The sequence below is a fragment of the Flavobacterium sp. TMP13 genome, assembly GCF_050847115.1.
Lineage (GTDB): Bacteria > Bacteroidota > Bacteroidia > Flavobacteriales > Flavobacteriaceae > Flavobacterium.
Map to the genome: position 1 here is coordinate 1,996,136 of NZ_CP193656.1, position 16,306 is coordinate 2,012,441.

Sequence of the window (16,306 nt, forward strand, 5' to 3'; positions counted from 1 at the left end):
AAAAGTATGATAGTGAATTTTCACTCATACAACTTCATCATTTCGATCGCACGATTTTTAATGTCATTTCGCAGCGATTCTGGTTCGATTACTTTAACTTCGGCACCGTATTTTAGTAATTCCATGGTAATGTCATTCGTAGCATGCATGAAGAGTTCAATAACCAGTTTTTCTTGGTTGTCTGTTACAATTTTTTGGGAAGTGTGTAGCGGGAACGACTTGATGTAATTTCCTTGCTGCCAAGAAAATTCTAGTACTATTTTTTGTGCGGGAGAATATGTTTCTATGCCAAAAGCATGTTGGTATTTTTTCTCTATATCAGCGAGTACGGGTTTGAATTTAATATCTAAAATTTTAAAATTAGAAATACGATCGAAGCCAAAATTTTTAATCATTTCGGTTTTGCTATCCCAAGCAATCAAATACCAACGGTGTTGCGATTCTTTGATAGCTAAGGGTTTTACAGTTCGTACCGTAATTTCCATATCCCAAAACTTAGTGTGCGTAAAACTCACTTTTAAACTGTTTTGAATAGCGTTCAAAATATCGTTCATCAGATGAGTTCCAGATGATTTTCGTTTTTCTAAGTAAATACTTGGTGTTATTTTATTGCCCTTCAGTGCTTGGTGGATCGAAAAAGCCTCGATCATTCTCGATACTGATGGATCTTCTGTTTCTTCATCAATATAATAGACTTTGTCCTTACGATTGAATTTGATTACAGTCCCAAATAAATCAGCAATGTCTTTTTTATCACGGTCAAAAGTGCGCGACGAGAATTCAAAATTAGAACCAAGATCATCGTTTTTTAACTTAGTCATCACATATTGATGCAAATCTTTAAAGTTTGTGGGAACAGTATTAAGACGATCAATGATGAATAAATACCTTTTGTAAAATCCTACTTTAGCCATAATTACTGTAATTTTAATACGGCTAAAATACAGTTTTACACCGCCAAAAAAAGTCAGTATAAATAAATTATCTTATTTAATTTCAAAAGCATTTTGATACGTTATGATCGTATCGCTTTTTGTAAGATTGAAATTTTGGTTCTGATACTTTATTTGAGTTAACAAATCCTCATTCTCATATTTAGAAATATGGAAAGTGAAATCATCTACAGTCAGATTATGCGAACTAACCTCTAATTGCTCGGATTGAAGTAAACCAATCGTTTTTTGAACTACATAAAGTCCATCTTCCAAATTATTTTTTAAAAAACTTTGGTTCTGTTCTAAATGGAATAAAGGAAACAATAGCATTTCATTAAACAAATCATACGAATCAATTTTTATAACTTTTTTTCGATCAAACCAGATCTCGATATGACTTTTCGGGTTGTTTATCATTCCAATTACACTAGTGGAATCGATATCCGAAACTTGCTTAAAACGTTTATTCTTTAATCTATGATAGAAAAATGGATCTAAAATTAAATCCGTTAGAAGTCGGTTTCTTTTTTTTGCGATTGCGATCCATTGCTGCCGTGTTTCTTCATCCAAATGCAATTGCCGAATTTCGATGCCGATACCGAAAGTATTAATTTTTATCTTGGGCATAGTGCTTATTAAATCCAAAGTTTTTTACTAAATAATTTTCCAATCAACATCGCCCAAATCCAGTTCGCCATTCATATCAACCGTTAGCCAAGACATTCCTGGAAAAGCTTCTTTTAAAGTAATTGAAAATCCAGAAAGTGTACTATGTTCCATGTTTTTAATGGCTTCGCTTTCTATTTTTTTGGTAAACATTTCGTGTTGTTCGTCGGTTAAGGTGATCAGTAACTGTTTCATTATAGTACTTTATTAAATGAATTGCTATATAAATCTTCGATGGCTTTTATACCATTTATAGTAATCTTTCGAATTCCAATGCCTGCGAAATTCAAACTTGTAATTTTGGGACATGATGGTAATATACAGAATTTAGATTCCGAATAAGACCATGTAAACCAAGTATTCTGAATTTGGTCAAACACAAAAATCTCTTTTTGATGATCAATTGCCATTTGAACAGCCCAGCCTGTCCCACCCGAAACACATTCAATATTCTTGAAAATAATTTTACTAATGGCAAAAACTTGGTCGGCATTTTTAATTTGTTGCCAATTTCTAGAAAGTAAATTGATGTATTTGTAGTTGATTTTTCTCTGTAGCGATTTATTAGCTAAATGCACTTTTTCAACACCTTTAAGGAAAGATTCCTCATTAATTTCAATTTTATTTTTACTTTGATGTTCAAGTGTTTTATAAGAATAAGCCAAAGTGATAATACCGTGAGATTCGCCAATAGTTTCAAAAACAGTGTCTGCACCAATTGCACCCCCTGAATGGCATATTATTATAGTTTTTGTAGTTCTTTTCATCCTTTAATACAAATTGGTTGAGTGACATAATTCAAATTGATACCTACTTTGTTATTCTTAAGCTTATTCAATCTTCATAAAATATAATCTATTGTACCATTAATTTTTACTTTTATATCGTACAATTCCTGTTCTAAAAGTTTTAATTCTTCTATGATTTTATCCGCTTTTAGATAGTTGAATTTAACAATTATCGATTTTAATTTTTCCGAAAGTTCTTCCAATTGTACTTCTAACTCAGATTTTCTTTTTTCCAAAGTTGCTTTAACAGTTTGAAAATCCCAATGGTAATAATGTAGAATAGACTTTAGTTGGTTTTTTAATTCTTCATTTGGTATGTTATTTGGTTTTTGCTGTCTACTGGCATGAAATTCTTTCAACATCAATTTTGATTGTATTTCAATGAGTTCCATTTCGCTACTGCACAAATCTGCTGCTTGATTTTGTCCTAATCTCGCGAAGTAAATTTGATCTTGACGGAGTGTAGCATGTTTGTCTTGTAAAATATTTAAACAATAGATCGCTGCATTATTTATTTGCGGTTTCAAATTGTGTTTTTTTTCTAAAATATACAGTTTGCTAGCGAATAATTTTAGTGCAATATGATTGTCACTTATCGTATTCCGAAAGAGTTTCATATGCTCTTGAATTTGTCTTTTGGCAATTCTTTCCTTTTCTTCCAACTCTTTTATTATAAATGTGTTCTTATGAAAATGAGCCTCACTCAATTGATGTTGTATTGCTTCTATTTTGCGCTCTAAGTCTTGTACGACAAATGTTAATTCCTCTATTGTTTTAATCATGACAAATAGTTTTATAATGCGAAAATAGTAAGCTATTCAGCCAATAGGTGGCGGACTGTTTTATTAATTTCGGATTATTATGTAACTAAATAAAAATACTTTTTCTGAGTTTTTTATTTGAGTATTCAATAGCAAAATTCAGCCAAATACTATAGATTAGCGACCGAACTTATTTTAAAATATAAATTCAAATAAGAGCACATTAGTACTCTTGTTTAAAAAGACAATAAACAATCAATGGCAATCAAAAAATCAGAATTATACAGCTCATTGTGGGCGAGTTGCGATGAATTACGAGGCGGAATGGACGCTTCTCAGTATAAAGATTACGTACTGACGATGTTGTTTGTCAAGTACATTTCAGACAAAGCCAAAAAAGACGATAGTTTTGCTATTGTAGTTCCGCCCGAAGCGTCATTTGATGCTATGGTGCAATTAATTGGAACACCAAACATCGGTGATGACATCAATAAGAAAATTCTGAATGTTCTCAAGGAAGAAAATGGGCTAAATGACTTTCCTGATTTTAACGATGAAAACAAACTCGGAAAAGGAAAAGATTTAGTCGATACCGTTTCTAATTTGGTTCGAATCTTCAATGATAATTCATTAGATTTTTCTAAAAATTCTGCCGAAGGCGATGACATTCTCGGTGATGCTTACGAATATTTAATGCGTCATTTTGCAACAGAATCAGGAAAATCAAAAGGGCAATTTTATACACCAGCCGAAGTTTCTCGTATTTTGGCAAAAGTAATTGGGATTTCTCCAAGCAATGCCACGACGCAAACTACGGCATACGATCCGACTGCGGGGTCGGGCAGCTTATTGCTGAAAGTAATGAACGAAGCTGGGAAAGGCATCGATTTGTACGGACAAGAAAAAGAAACCGCTACAGCCAATTTGGCGCACATGAACATGATTTTGCACGCCGCTGAAACAGCGAGTATTGTAGCTGATAATACCTTAACAAGACCAGCGTTTATTGAAAACGGAAAGTTGAAGCGTTTTGATTATGTAGTTTCAAATCCACCTTTTTCGTTAAAAAGTTGGAGTAATGGTGTCAATGTTGAGAATGATCCCTTTGATCGATTCGAGTTGGGTGTTCCGCCAGAAAAAAATGGCGATTATGCCTTTTTATTACATATTCTTCAATCCTTGAAATCAACTGGAAAAGCAGCGGTAGTTTTACCACACGGTGTGTTGTTTAGAGGAAATGCCGAAGGTGAAATCAGAAAAAACATTTTAAAGAAAGGCTATATCAAAGGAATTATTGGTTTGCCAGCCAACTTGTTTTACGGAACAGGAATTCCCGCTTGTATTATTATTTTAGATCGTGAAAATGCCGAACATCGCAAAGGTATTTTTATGATGGATGCCAGTAAAGGATTTACAAAAGATGGCAACAAAAACCGCTTGCGCGAACAAGATATTCGTAAAATTACCGATGTGTTTACCGAACAAGCCGAAGTGTCAAAGTTCAGCCGAATGGTTCCGATAAGTGAAATTGCTGATGCCAAGAACGATTACAACCTGAACATTCCACGATATATTGATACCCAAGAAACCGAAGATTTACAAAATATTGAAGCGCATTTACAAGGTGGTATTCCACTGGTAGATGTAGATGCATTACAAAATTATTGGAATGTCTTCCCTACGTTGCGTAAAACCTTATTCGAAAACCTTCGGGAAGGATTTGTACAAGTGGGCGTTCCTACAAGCGAATTAAAAACTACCATTTTTGACCACAGCGAATTTGTGGCTTTCAATACTAATTTGCAAAACACGTTTGACCAATGGATGCAACAACAGCAACAACTTTGGGGAAACCTGAACGTTGGCGTACATCCTAAAGAAATTATTGCGCAGGCAGGCGAAACGCTTTTGTCTGCTTTTGAAAGCAATGTGTTGGTGAATGGCTATGATATGTACCAACATTTGATGCAATATTGGAACTAAACCATGCAAGACGATGTCTATTCGATTGCTTTAGACGGTTGGAGAGCAGGAAACGAATACCAACGATTGGTAGTAAAAGGCAAAAAAGGAAAGGACGGCAAAGTTGCCAAAGACAAAGAAATTGGCGGGTTAGTAGGTGTAGAAGGCAGAATGATTGCTCCACAATTGCTAATTAAAATATTTTTTAGTGAAGAAAAAAATGCCATTGCCACAAAAGAACAGTTGGTAGAAACTGCACAAGCACGATTAACAGAAATAGAAGAAGAAAATGCTGGTGAAGAAGGATTGTTCGCCGATTTAGAAAAGGTAAACGCTACAGAAGTAGCTAAGTTGCTGAAAGAAAGGCAAAAAGACAAAATGATGCCAAAAGGAGAATTAGAAGTACTAAAAGACTATCTTAAAAATGCCGAGGTCATTAAGAAAGCAAGTACCGAAATTAAGAATTTAGACATAGCGTTAGAAAAATTGGTAATTGCTCAGTATTCAACTTTACCAGATGCTATAATTAAAGATGCTGTTTTGCACTACAAATGGAAAGCGCATTTGCAAAACTGCCTGCAACAAGAACAAGAACGCATTAGCCAAAACCTAACCCAACGCATTAAACTGTTGGCAGAACGTTACGCCACTACTTTAGTAAGTTTAGATACGCAAGCCAATGAAGCGGCAACCAAAGTAAAAGCGCACTTGCAAAAAATGGGATGGTCATGGTAAAAAGCGGTTACAAACAAACGGAGATTGGTGTGATTCCTGAGGATTGGGAGGTTAACGAACTAGGAAACATTGGGAATGTTAATACAGGTATGACACCAGCAACAAATAATCGTAATTTTTATGGTGAAGAATATTATTTTGTTAGTCCTTCAGATTTAGGAAAAGGTAAATACATTTTAAATAGTGAAAAAAAGCTTTCAAAACTTGGTTTTAGTATTGCACGAAAATATCCTAAAAACAGCATCCTTTTTACATGTATAGGTTCAACTATTGGTAAAGCAGGAATATCTTTATTTGAATTAACATCTAATCAACAAATAAATGCAGTTTTGCCTAATGATTTATATTCGAGTGATTTTGTTTATTATTTTCTAACTTTTATTTCACCAAAAATTAAATTAGGAGCTAGTGAACAAGCTGTTCCTATGATAAATAAAACAGAATTTTCAAAAACACAAATCCCACTTCCACCACTAGCAGAACAACAAGCCATAGCCGAAGCTTTAAGCGATGCCGATGCGTGGATTGAAAGTCTAGAACAACTCATTGCCAAAAAACGCCTGCTCAAACAAGGTGCTATGCAGGAATTGCTGACACCAAAGGAAGATTGGGAAGTTAGGAAGTTGGGGGAAGTTCTTCAATTTGGAAGTGGAAAAGATTACAAACATCTTTCTATTGGTGATATTCCAGTTTATGGAACTGGTGGAATCATGACAATGGTTAACGATTATCTTTATGATGGTGAATCTGTTGGAATTGGAAGAAAAGGAACAATAGATAAACCCGTATTTTTAAAAGGAAAATTTTGGACAGTTGATACATTATTTTTTAGTCATTCATTTTCAAACACTTTACCAAAATATATTTATTATCAATTTTTGCAAATTCCATGGAAAGAATATAATGAGGCATCAGGCGTGCCAAGTTTAAATAAAAAAACATTGGAACAAATTGAGATTTCAATGCCATCAATCACTGAACAAACCCGCATTGCGGCGATTTTATCGGATATGGATTTGGAGATAGAAACGTTTGAGAAACAATTAGAAAAAGCAAGGCAAATTAAACAAGGGATGATGCAGGAGTTGTTAACGGGGAGGATTAGGTTGGTTTAGGGTTTCGGATTGGAATTGAAGTTTGATAGTTAGAAAGACATGGTTTGCGTTATTTGGGATTAGGTTTGTGGAATAAATTAGAAAAATGACTTAAAATATGAAAAGAGAAGAGTTTAAAAACTGGCTGTTTGAAAATAAGGAATACGATTCAAATACGGTTAATTCTCGTATTGGTAATTGCAGTACTATTGAACAAGCATACGGTAATCTTGATGAACATTACGATAGTGATAGATTAAGTTATGTTGCTAATCTTCTTAAATATTCAAGACAAGACGATAGAGAAAAAATAAAACCACATCCGCCATTAGAAATTGAAGGAAATATCTATGATGGATTAGCAACTTTAAGACAAGGCTTAAATAGATATTGTGAATTTAAATTATATACTGAATCTTTAGATGAAAGTACAGAATATATTGTGCCGAATGATGTTTTTAAAATAATAACTAGTAATTCAATAGCAAGTATAGAGTTACCCATTCAAAGTAAAAACACACTTATTTTATTACCTATTAAAGATTTAAGTAACAAAACATTTGTAATTGGAAGCTATCAAAGAGGTTATAAATGGGGAAAAAAAGAAATTTTAGAATTATTGAATGATATAGATAGTTACGATAAAAGTCAAGGATTGTACAGTGGTGGTCAAAAACTTGAAAAAGGAATGAGTGTCGAAATTATTGATAACAATAATCCTTTGTCTACAGAAAAAGGAAGAGAAAAAGTAAGAGTAGCTATTGAAGCTAAATATGGCTCTGATTTAAAACAATTTGCATCAAGTTCATATTTTGACAGCGAAAAAATAAATTAAAATATGGAAAAGAAAAAATTAGCAAATATTTTAGAAGGAAAAATATTATATGGAATGGACATTAGTAAAATCAAAGCTTTTAGATAAAACTTATTCAGGCTGTAAATTTGATAAAAACAGTGAAATTAGAGAAGTACTTGAAACACCCGAAATGGAGAATGGAGAATTTAAAATAAAAATTTCAAAGACAGGAACATCTATTAAGATTTCGATGGAAATGCTGAAGAAAGTATTTGAAGCAACAATAGAAAACAAAAACAAGTATAACAAAGGTGTTTTATATAACTTATATCCAAAAGAAGTAGATACGAATAGTTGTTATGTTTACTCAGTAGGTCAATTATTTGAATATATTGGAGTAATGAGTAAAGAAGATAAACGCAATTTTGTAATTATAAAATAATTAATATTAATCAACTAGTTGTAAAAAACAATAAATGGATGCACTACAGTATATAAAAAAATTAGAAGGTTTTATTTTTCATATCGATAAATATCAAAGAGGCTACAGATGGGGAATGCGTGAAATTTATTCTTTATTAGATGATATTTATTCTTTTGATGCTATTAAAGAAAACTTCTATTGTTTACAGCCATTAGTTGTAAAAGTGAAATCTGAAAATAACTTTGAATTAATAGATGGTCAACAACGTGCGACAACGATCTTTTTAATTTTAAAATTTTTATTGAACAAAGATTTTTATCATTTAAAATATGAAACCAGAGGTGATGAAGAAGGAGAAAATACTTTCTTACAACAACTAAATACATTTATTATACCTGATTTTTTAGAGATAAAAATAGATGATTTAGATAAAATGATTTCCAATCATTGGAAAAATGAATTTTTACCAATCCATCAGGTAAAAGATACAGTTGATAATTTCTATTTTTTTAAAGCATATTGTATTATTAAACATTGGTTTTCTTTAAAAAAGGAAGAACACAAAGCTGTTTTAGAACATAATTTACTAAATAAAACAAAGGTTATATGGTATGTTGAAAATAATGCAGAAGCCAATGTAACTAATACATTTATCAACTTCAATGATGGTAAAATTAGTTTAGATCAAGCCGAATTAATAAAAGGATTGTATGCTTTAGATTTTAATAACATTCATGATAAAACAAGAAAATCATATGAAGAAAACCAATTTGCAGATGAATGGAACAATATTGAGCATCATTTAAAAGTACCCTCTTTTTGGAATTTTATTCATTATGAAAAAGATAATAGAGAATTAGCAAATAAAATAACTTTGTTATTAGAGATTGAAAAAGGAAAAGCAAAAAAAGTAGAAGACCTTTTTCATACCTATCGTGAATACGAAAAGGCATTTAAATCTAATGATAAGCCAGAATGGAGAAGCTTATCATCTTTATATAATCAATTAGACGAATGGTATAATTCTCGGGAAACGTATCATTTAATGGGAGCGGTAGTTCATTTAACCAACACTTCGGTGCATATGGTAATAAATCATTACAACGAACAGTCTAATAAAAAAACCTTAAATAAATATTTAAAAGAAGTTTTAAAGGATGAATTTTTTAAAGACAAAAATGAATTTAAAGATGTTTACAATCCCGACGAATTAAAATACGGTAAAAAAGGTATAACGTCAATGTTATTATTATATAATATTGCAGTTGCCCAATTAACCGATAAATATTATAAATTTCCATTTGATCTTTTTAAACAAGTAAAGTCTTGGAATATTGAGCATATTTATGCTAAAAACTCTAAGGGTTTTGAACAAATAGAGGATTTAGAGAATTGGCATATTGAGTTAAAAGAAATTATCGAAGAAAGAAGAGATTTATTAGAAAATATAGAACTTCAGAAACTATGGCAACAGATCGACTTAAAAGATTTAGAAAAGTCTAATTATTTAATTAAAAAGATTGAATTTCAATTACAAGAATTACTGGATAAAGATAGTTTAACAAATCTTTGTTTCTTAGATAATGTTACGAATATTCAAGTTGGTAATAAAGTTTTTAGGAAAAAACGCGAAATGATTTTAGAAATTAGTGAACCCCTAAATGAAGGGGCTTATGTTCCAGTTGCATCAAAAATGGTTTTTCAAAAAGGCTTAACTCCTTCCAACGAGCTTAAGATGAATTATTGGAATACTATGGACCGAGAAGCTTACATTAATGACATTGAAAATAAAATTAAAGAATTTCTATCCATAAAATTATGATTCAAAAATATACTTTTTTCAAATTAATAAATCAATTTATTATTGAAATTCCGATAATTCAGCGTGATTATGCACAAGGTAGAGAATTACCCAATGTTACCTACATTAGAGAAAAATTTATTACAGATTTAGTTCAAACTGTTTCCAAAAATGAAGATATGCATTTAGGTTTTGTATATGGTAAACTTGAAGGAAAAGATAAGAGTCGTAATATGCAACTGCATAAGGAAGCAGTAGAGAAATTATTATATACAGTAGAGCAGTATGCAAATCAATTTCAAATAAATGTCAATTCTACTATTGATTCACAAAATATTGAAAAATCTCATACATTACGTTTTATACCTTTAGACGGTCAACAGCGTTTAACAACTTTATTCTTATTGTATTGGTATATTAATCTTAGAAAAACTAATGCAAATTCAATGTGGTTAACTAATTTTAAATACAATAATCGTAAAGCTGCTTTAGCTTTTTTTGAAGAACTAGGTAAAGAAGAAAACATTACACTCATTAATTCAAATTTAGAATCTAATTTAAAAAAACAACTTCAAAATTACACTTGGTATTTAAATAAATGGGATTACGATGCAACTGTTAGCGGAGCATTAGTAATGCTACAACAAATTCATAATGAATTTAAAAAATATGACAATATTAATTTTGATGATATTAATTTAGAAGAGTTGTCTTTTACATTTGATTTTCTTGATTTAGATGCACTAAATCAATCAGATGAATTATATATAAAAATGAATGAGAGAGGCAAACAACTTACCGATTTTGAGCACTTTAAAGCATGGTTACAAGATTACACAAATAAGAAGTATACAAACGATAATGATAAAGTGTTTTTAAATAATTTTTGGAAACAATTAGATACAGAATGGTTAGAGTTTTTCTGGAAAAACATAGATGTAGATTATACTGGACTTGACGATTTTTACTTTAATTATTTAAAGACAATTGCTATAAACTATCATTTAGCAACAAATTCTGAAAAAGAAATTCCTGAGTATTTAAAAAGTTTATTACAAGACGTTAGAAATACAGATTCCTATGATAAGGAAAAAGTAAAATATATTCCATTAAGTCGATTCGTACAAAAAATTAAAAAAGAAAATACTGAAGAAGAAACAATTTTTGAATTATTTTCTATTGATTCTTTAAAACATATTAGTAAGTCTTTTCAATTCTTAATTAACGTAAGTAAAGATAACGAACTAGTTAATGACATTAATAAAACTATTAAAGCACCATTTATCTCAAATACAATTTTAGAAGCTTATGTAAAGAAAAAATCATTTACACTTAATTTATGGGATCAAACAATGTATTTTTCAATATTAAAATACTTTGAAAACACATCAATATCTAATTCTATACATTTTGAAAATTGGACTAAAGTAATTAGAAATCTAATCTACAATACATATATACAAAGTCCTGAAAACTTATACAACGCATTACACTCAATAAACGACTTGTTTAACAATCATTATAGTGATACTAACTTATTAAGTGAAATACTAATTTCAGATAGTTTCCAATTAAAGTTTTTTAGTGAAAATCAACTGAAAGAAGAAAAAATAAAAGCCACATTATTAGATTCTGAAGAATGGCAAAATAACATTGAAAGGTTTGAAAACCATAACTATTTTAACGGTCAAATTGGTTTTATTTTAAAATTATCATTTGATGAAAGTCAAAGTTACAATTTAGATTTATTTAAAAATAAAGGTTTAATATTAGAATCTCTTTTTGAAAAAGAAACACCAGATTTTTTACTACAACGTGCACTGTTAACTAAAGGTGACTATTTAGTTCAAATTGGCTCCAATCATACTTTTTGTAAAACAGAAACGGATTCGTTAAGAAGCAGAAATGAAAACTGGAGGAGAGTATTTAATGATGATAAAAGATTAAAGTTATTAAATGAACTTGTGATTGACGTTCTGAATAGAGATAATGATGACATTTATGAAAGCCTAAAGGGAATAATAATTTCTCACACTTATGATAGTAATCAATGGCAATTTTATTTTTTAGAATCTCCGTATCCTCTGCAAAATTCTAAAATACTTGAAATTAGATGGAATGATAATGAAGATATAAGACTTTTACAATCAAAGACAGTAATTGGCTATCATTTAGAATTAAGAAGTATTTATCTTTTAAAGATGATTAATTCTAAAGTAGATTCAATTTTTCCATTTGAAAAAATTCAATTTTTATGGGATAAAACATCAAGCGGTCATCCTGGTATTTCAATAACTGGTTTTATTTATAAAAACAAAAAATACCAATTAGATATACGATATTCGTTTGAAAATAATCTTTATAATTTCTGTATTTACCACAAAGCAGATATTTTAAAAGAAAGAAAAATGGACTCAATTGTTTTAGATTGTTTATTGAATTATGACTTTGATGATAAATTTAATTACTATTCTAAATCTGTTCATTTTGATTCAATAGTAGAAGAATTAAATATGTTAATGCAAAATTTAAAAAAAACAGCATTATGATCAACCCAATAGAACGAATTACCCAAAACCGCATCATTCAATTGTTTACCAAGCAATTGGGTTACAGTTATTATGGCAATTGGGAAGAACGCCCCAATAACAGTAATGTAGAGCAATCCCATTTAAAAGCATTCTTGCAAAAGAAAGGGTATGCCGAAGCATTGATCAATAAAGCAGTTGCTGAGGTGGCTCAATTAGCCAATACAAGCAGTGGTAATTTGTACGAACGCAATAAAAAAATGTACAATTTGTTGCGTTATGGCGTAAAAGCGCGTCCTGAATTGGGAGAACAGTTTGATACCGTTTTCCCTATTGACTGGCAACATTGGGAAAAGAATGATTTTGCTATTGCAGAAGAAGTAACTTTAAACAATACTGAACACAGTCGCAGACCAGACATTGTATTGTACATCAATGGAATTGCCATTGGGATTTTAGAATTAAAACGAGGAACCGTAGATATTGCCGAGAGTATTAGACAAAACATTTCTAATCAACAAGGAAAGTTTTCCGAATGGTTTTTTACGACTACGCAAATTGTTTTGGCAGGAAATAATACGCAAGGATTACGCTATGGAACCATTGAAACGCCAGAGAAATATTATTTGTCTTGGAAAGAAGATGAACAAGAAAACAGCGACTACAAACTAGATAAATACCTCCAAAAAATCTGTAGCAAAGAGCGTTTGTTGGATTTGATTTACAACGGAGTGATTTTCGATGCTGGTGTAAAAAAACTACCTCGTCCGCATCAATATTTTTGTTTAAGAGAAGCGCAAGATTTTGTAAAACGCAGAGAAGGCGGTATTATTTGGCATACACAAGGTTCTGGAAAATCATTGATGATGGTAATGCTGGGTAAATGGATTTTAGAAAACATTCCCAATTCACGCATTGCAATTATGACAGATAGAACGGAACTCGACGACCAAATAGCCCGTGTGTTCAATGATGTTGGCGAAACCGATATTGCCAAAGCCAAATCGGGTAAGGAATTGATGATGTATTTGCAATCGTCTCGACCACGATTAATTTGTTCGTTGATTCATAAATTTGGTGCAAAAGGTGAAACCGATTACGACACCTTTATTAAAGAATTAAAAGACAATCCCATTCAAACGCAAGGCGATATTTTTGTATTTGTAGATGAATGCCACCGTTCGCAAGGCGGGAAATTGAATGAAATCATGAAAGCGGCATTGCATAATGCAGTTTTTATAGGATTTACGGGAACTCCTTTATTAAAACAAGATGCTAAGACTTCACAACAGGTTTTCGGTCGCTACATTCATACCTATAAATTTAATGAAGCCGTTGTCGATGGCGTAGTAAAAGATTTAATGTACGAAGGACGTTCGATTGAGCAAAATTTGACTTCTCAAACCAAAGTGGACCAGTGGTTTGAAGCCAAAACTGCTGCTTTGAATGATTTCCAGAAAAATGAAATCAAAAAGAAATGGGGAACGATGCAAAATGTGCTGAGTTCTAAAAGTAGAATGGAGAAAATTGTAGCTGATATTGTAATGGATTTTAGCACCAAATCTCGTCTAAAACACGAAACGGGTAATGCCATTTTGGTAGCTTCCAGCATTTATGAAGCAGCCAAATATTATTCCTTGTTTTTGAACACCGAATTTAAAAACAAATGTGCGATAGTTACTTCATATAATCCTATGGCAAGTGATGTCAGTAAGGAAGATGTAGGAGCAGATACAGACACCGACAAAGAATTCATTTTTAAAGTCTATACCGATTTACTGAAAGACGTGAGTCCAAAAGGGAATAAATCGAAAACAGAAACCTACGAATCAAACGTTAAGGAGCAGTTTAGAAAAGAGCCAGCACGAATGAAATTGCTTATAGTAGTTTCTAAATTACTAACTGGTTTTGACGCACCACCTTGTTCTTATATTTACATTGATAAGAAAATGCAAGATCATACGTTGTTCCAAGCGATTTGTCGTGTGAACAGATTGGATACCGATGATAAAGATTATGGTTATATCGTCGATTATATGGAACTGTTTGGCAAAGTAACCGATGCCATTGATGTTTATACTTCCGAATTAGATAGTGAAGGTTTTACCAATGAAGAAGTAAATATTCAGTTAAAAGATAGAATCAAAGAGGCAGCTGACCGATTGGAAGTAGCGATGGAAACGGTGGAAGCTATTTGCGAAAATGTAGATAGTCCCAAAAATGATTTGAATTATATTCGTTTTTTCTGTGGCAATACAGAAATTGCAGAAGAATTAAAAGGCAATGAATACAAACGTATGGCGTTGTATAAAGCCATCGTTGAATATATTAGAGCCTACACAAACATGGCAGCCGATTTTGAAAATGCAGGCTATGATGCAAAAAGTATTCTGAGATTTAAAACCAAATTAGAGAATTATTTAAGCATCAGAGAATTGATTCGAATTGCTAGTGGCGAAACGATTGATTTGAAATCATTTGAAGCCGATATGCGTTTTTTAATTGATACGTATATCAAAGCCGAAGAATCGGAAAAAATCACACCTTTTGATGATATTTCATTGTTAGAGTTGATGGAAACCAGTATGGCGGATGCAATTGCTTCGATGCCTGCCTCAGTGAGAGGAAATAAGGAAGCCGTTTCGGAAATTATGGAAAATAATGTGCGAAGTAAAATTGTAGAAAATCATTTATTGGATGCGAAGTATTTTGATAAAATGTCGCTTTTGTTGCAAGAATTAATCGAAGCTCGAAAAAGAGAAATGATAGACTATCAAGAATATCTTATCCGAATGGCTACATTAACCAAAATGGTAAATAAGGGACAGCAAGAAGATATTCCGAAAGCATTGAATTCAAAAGCAAAAGTTGCGTTGTATCATTTGCTAGAAGATGAGCAACTGGCAATGGTATGCGATGAAGCGGTTCACTATGCCAAGCAAGATGGCTTTAGAGAAAATATGATGAAGCAGCGTAAAGTGAAAAAAGCAATTAGCGATATTGTTGAAGATGAGGAAATAGCCAGGAAAGTCTACCAAATTATTGAAATTCACAAAGACGAGTATTAATGAGTAGTACGAAAGTAATTATTGGATCGGTTGAAGTTGAGGTTCAGTTTAAACCCATTAAAAATTTACACTTGAGCGTTCATCCACCTTTTGGAGAAGTGACAGTGTCCTCGCCTGATTTTTATGATTTAGAGAAGATCAAAATTTATTTGGCTACCAAATTAGGCTGGATAAAAAGAGAGCAAAAGAAAATTGCCAGTCAAGATCGCGAAGCAGAAAAATTATATATTACCAAAGAAAGTCATCAGTATTTTGGAACTAGATACTTACTGGAAGTCGTAGAGGCAAAAAGATCCAAAATAGCAGTACAGCATGCCAAGATCATTTTACACGCAGTAAAAGACGCGACAGTGGCTCAGAAACAAAAAACACTGTACAATTTCTATCGTAAAGAGTTGCGTTTAAAAATAGAACCCATAATAGCTCTTCATGCAGCAAAAATGGAGGTTACTTGCCCTACTTTCAAAATTCAAAAAATGAAAACAAAATGGGGAAGTTGTGCCGCTGCATCCAACAGATTATTATTTAATATTGAATTGGCTAAAAAACCTATTGAATGTATTGAATACATAGTGATTCACGAATTAGTTCATTTACTAGAAAGAAAGCATAATAAAAATTTTATTCTACTGATGAATCGATTTATGCCTGACTGGAGAGTGCAGAAGAAAATTTTGAACGAGTTGCCGATCTAGCAATTTGGTTCGAACATTCACTTTTTTATTAAATTGAACTATTTGAATCATCC

At 31.7% G+C, this 16,306-nt stretch carries 14 protein-coding genes; 9 read left to right on the forward strand and 5 right to left on the reverse strand.

The window, feature by feature from the left end; genetic code table 11:
• Positions 1 to 20: 20 nt before the first annotated feature.
• The 5 genes from ACRASX_RS08755 to ACRASX_RS08775 form a co-directional block, all read right to left on the reverse strand.
• The gene (locus ACRASX_RS08755) at positions 21 to 914 is read right to left on the reverse strand and encodes a helix-turn-helix transcriptional regulator (protein WP_432220921.1); all 894 of its coding nucleotides are present in this window, start codon (positions 912 to 914) and stop codon (positions 21 to 23) included.
• 72 nt (positions 915 to 986) lie between these two features.
• Positions 987 to 1,562, reverse strand: coding sequence for a hypothetical protein (locus tag ACRASX_RS08760; protein WP_432220922.1), 576 nt, complete (start codon positions 1,560 to 1,562; stop codon positions 987 to 989).
• Between the two features lie 27 nt (positions 1,563 to 1,589).
• A complete protein-coding gene (locus ACRASX_RS08765) occupies positions 1,590 to 1,796 on the reverse strand; it encodes a hypothetical protein (RefSeq protein ID WP_432220923.1) in 207 nt (68 codons plus the stop codon).
• Positions 1,796 to 2,368 (reverse strand): hypothetical protein, encoded by a 573-nt coding sequence (locus tag ACRASX_RS08770; RefSeq protein ID WP_432220924.1) that lies wholly within the window; start codon positions 2,366 to 2,368, stop codon positions 1,796 to 1,798. The genes ACRASX_RS08765 and ACRASX_RS08770 overlap by 1 nt, the downstream gene beginning before the upstream one ends.
• 74 nt (positions 2,369 to 2,442) lie before the next feature.
• Complete coding sequence (locus ACRASX_RS08775) at positions 2,443 to 3,171, reverse strand: hypothetical protein (protein WP_432220925.1); 729 nt, start codon at positions 3,169 to 3,171, stop codon at positions 2,443 to 2,445.
• Positions 3,172 to 3,408: 237 nt separating this feature from the next.
• Between ACRASX_RS08775 and ACRASX_RS08780 the strand changes: the two genes are divergently transcribed.
• The 9 genes from ACRASX_RS08780 (at position 3,409) to ACRASX_RS08820 (ending at position 16,253) form a co-directional block, all read left to right on the forward strand.
• The gene (locus ACRASX_RS08780; protein WP_432220926.1) at positions 3,409 to 5,133 is read left to right on the forward strand and encodes a type I restriction-modification system subunit M; all 1,725 of its coding nucleotides are present in this window, start codon (positions 3,409 to 3,411) and stop codon (positions 5,131 to 5,133) included.
• A gap of 3 nt (positions 5,134 to 5,136) precedes the next feature.
• Positions 5,137 to 5,847 (forward strand): hypothetical protein, encoded by a 711-nt coding sequence (locus tag ACRASX_RS08785; RefSeq protein ID WP_432220927.1) that lies wholly within the window; start codon positions 5,137 to 5,139, stop codon positions 5,845 to 5,847.
• Entirely contained in the window at positions 5,841 to 6,962 is a 1,122-nt protein-coding gene (locus ACRASX_RS08790) for a restriction endonuclease subunit S (protein WP_432220928.1), read from the forward strand. Before ACRASX_RS08785 ends, ACRASX_RS08790 begins: the two co-directional genes overlap by 7 nt.
• Positions 6,963 to 7,059: 97 nt before the next feature.
• Positions 7,060 to 7,776 carry a DUF6140 family protein gene (locus ACRASX_RS08795; RefSeq protein ID WP_432220929.1) on the forward strand — a complete coding sequence of 239 codons (717 nt, stop codon included), beginning with the start codon at positions 7,060 to 7,062 and terminating at the stop codon, positions 7,774 to 7,776.
• A gap of 49 nt (positions 7,777 to 7,825) precedes the next feature.
• The gene (locus tag ACRASX_RS08800; protein ID WP_432220930.1) at positions 7,826 to 8,179 is read left to right on the forward strand and encodes a hypothetical protein; all 354 of its coding nucleotides are present in this window, start codon (positions 7,826 to 7,828) and stop codon (positions 8,177 to 8,179) included.
• Positions 8,180 to 8,213: 34 nt separating this feature from the next.
• Positions 8,214 to 9,983 carry a DUF262 domain-containing protein gene (locus ACRASX_RS08805; protein ID WP_432220931.1) on the forward strand — a complete coding sequence of 590 codons (1,770 nt, stop codon included), beginning with the start codon at positions 8,214 to 8,216 and terminating at the stop codon, positions 9,981 to 9,983.
• Positions 9,980 to 12,511, forward strand: coding sequence for a GmrSD restriction endonuclease domain-containing protein (locus tag ACRASX_RS08810; protein WP_432220932.1), 2,532 nt, complete (start codon positions 9,980 to 9,982; stop codon positions 12,509 to 12,511). The genes ACRASX_RS08805 and ACRASX_RS08810 overlap by 4 nt, the downstream gene beginning before the upstream one ends.
• Positions 12,508 to 15,558, forward strand: coding sequence for a type I restriction endonuclease subunit R (locus ACRASX_RS08815; RefSeq protein ID WP_432220933.1), 3,051 nt, complete (start codon positions 12,508 to 12,510; stop codon positions 15,556 to 15,558). Before ACRASX_RS08810 ends, ACRASX_RS08815 begins: the two co-directional genes overlap by 4 nt.
• A complete protein-coding gene (locus ACRASX_RS08820) occupies positions 15,558 to 16,253 on the forward strand; it encodes a M48 family metallopeptidase (protein WP_432220934.1) in 696 nt (231 codons plus the stop codon). The genes ACRASX_RS08815 and ACRASX_RS08820 overlap by 1 nt, the downstream gene beginning before the upstream one ends.
• Positions 16,254 to 16,306 lie beyond the last annotated feature (53 nt).

Coding starts and splice junctions, on each gene's coding strand:
- ACRASX_RS08755 (WP_432220921.1), bottom strand. CDS start 914: ATGGCTAAAGTAGGATTTTACAAAAGGTATTTATTCATCATTGATCGT.
- ACRASX_RS08765 (WP_432220923.1), bottom strand. CDS start 1,796: ATGAAACAGTTACTGATCACCTTAACCGACGAACAACACGAAATGTTT.
- ACRASX_RS08790 (WP_432220928.1), top strand. CDS start 5,841: ATGGTAAAAAGCGGTTACAAACAAACGGAGATTGGTGTGATTCCTGAG.
- ACRASX_RS08800 (WP_432220930.1), top strand. CDS start 7,826: ATGGAATGGACATTAGTAAAATCAAAGCTTTTAGATAAAACTTATTCA.
- ACRASX_RS08810 (WP_432220932.1), top strand. CDS start 9,980: ATGATTCAAAAATATACTTTTTTCAAATTAATAAATCAATTTATTATT.
- ACRASX_RS08780 (WP_432220926.1), top strand. CDS start 3,409: ATGGCAATCAAAAAATCAGAATTATACAGCTCATTGTGGGCGAGTTGC.
- ACRASX_RS08775 (WP_432220925.1), bottom strand. CDS start 3,171: ATGATTAAAACAATAGAGGAATTAACATTTGTCGTACAAGACTTAGAG.
- ACRASX_RS08785 (WP_432220927.1), top strand. CDS start 5,137: ATGCAAGACGATGTCTATTCGATTGCTTTAGACGGTTGGAGAGCAGGA.
- ACRASX_RS08795 (WP_432220929.1), top strand. CDS start 7,060: ATGAAAAGAGAAGAGTTTAAAAACTGGCTGTTTGAAAATAAGGAATAC.
- ACRASX_RS08820 (WP_432220934.1), top strand. CDS start 15,558: ATGAGTAGTACGAAAGTAATTATTGGATCGGTTGAAGTTGAGGTTCAG.
- ACRASX_RS08805 (WP_432220931.1), top strand. CDS start 8,214: ATGGATGCACTACAGTATATAAAAAAATTAGAAGGTTTTATTTTTCAT.
- ACRASX_RS08770 (WP_432220924.1), bottom strand. CDS start 2,368: ATGAAAAGAACTACAAAAACTATAATAATATGCCATTCAGGGGGTGCA.
- ACRASX_RS08815 (WP_432220933.1), top strand. CDS start 12,508: ATGATCAACCCAATAGAACGAATTACCCAAAACCGCATCATTCAATTG.
- ACRASX_RS08760 (WP_432220922.1), bottom strand. CDS start 1,562: ATGCCCAAGATAAAAATTAATACTTTCGGTATCGGCATCGAAATTCGG.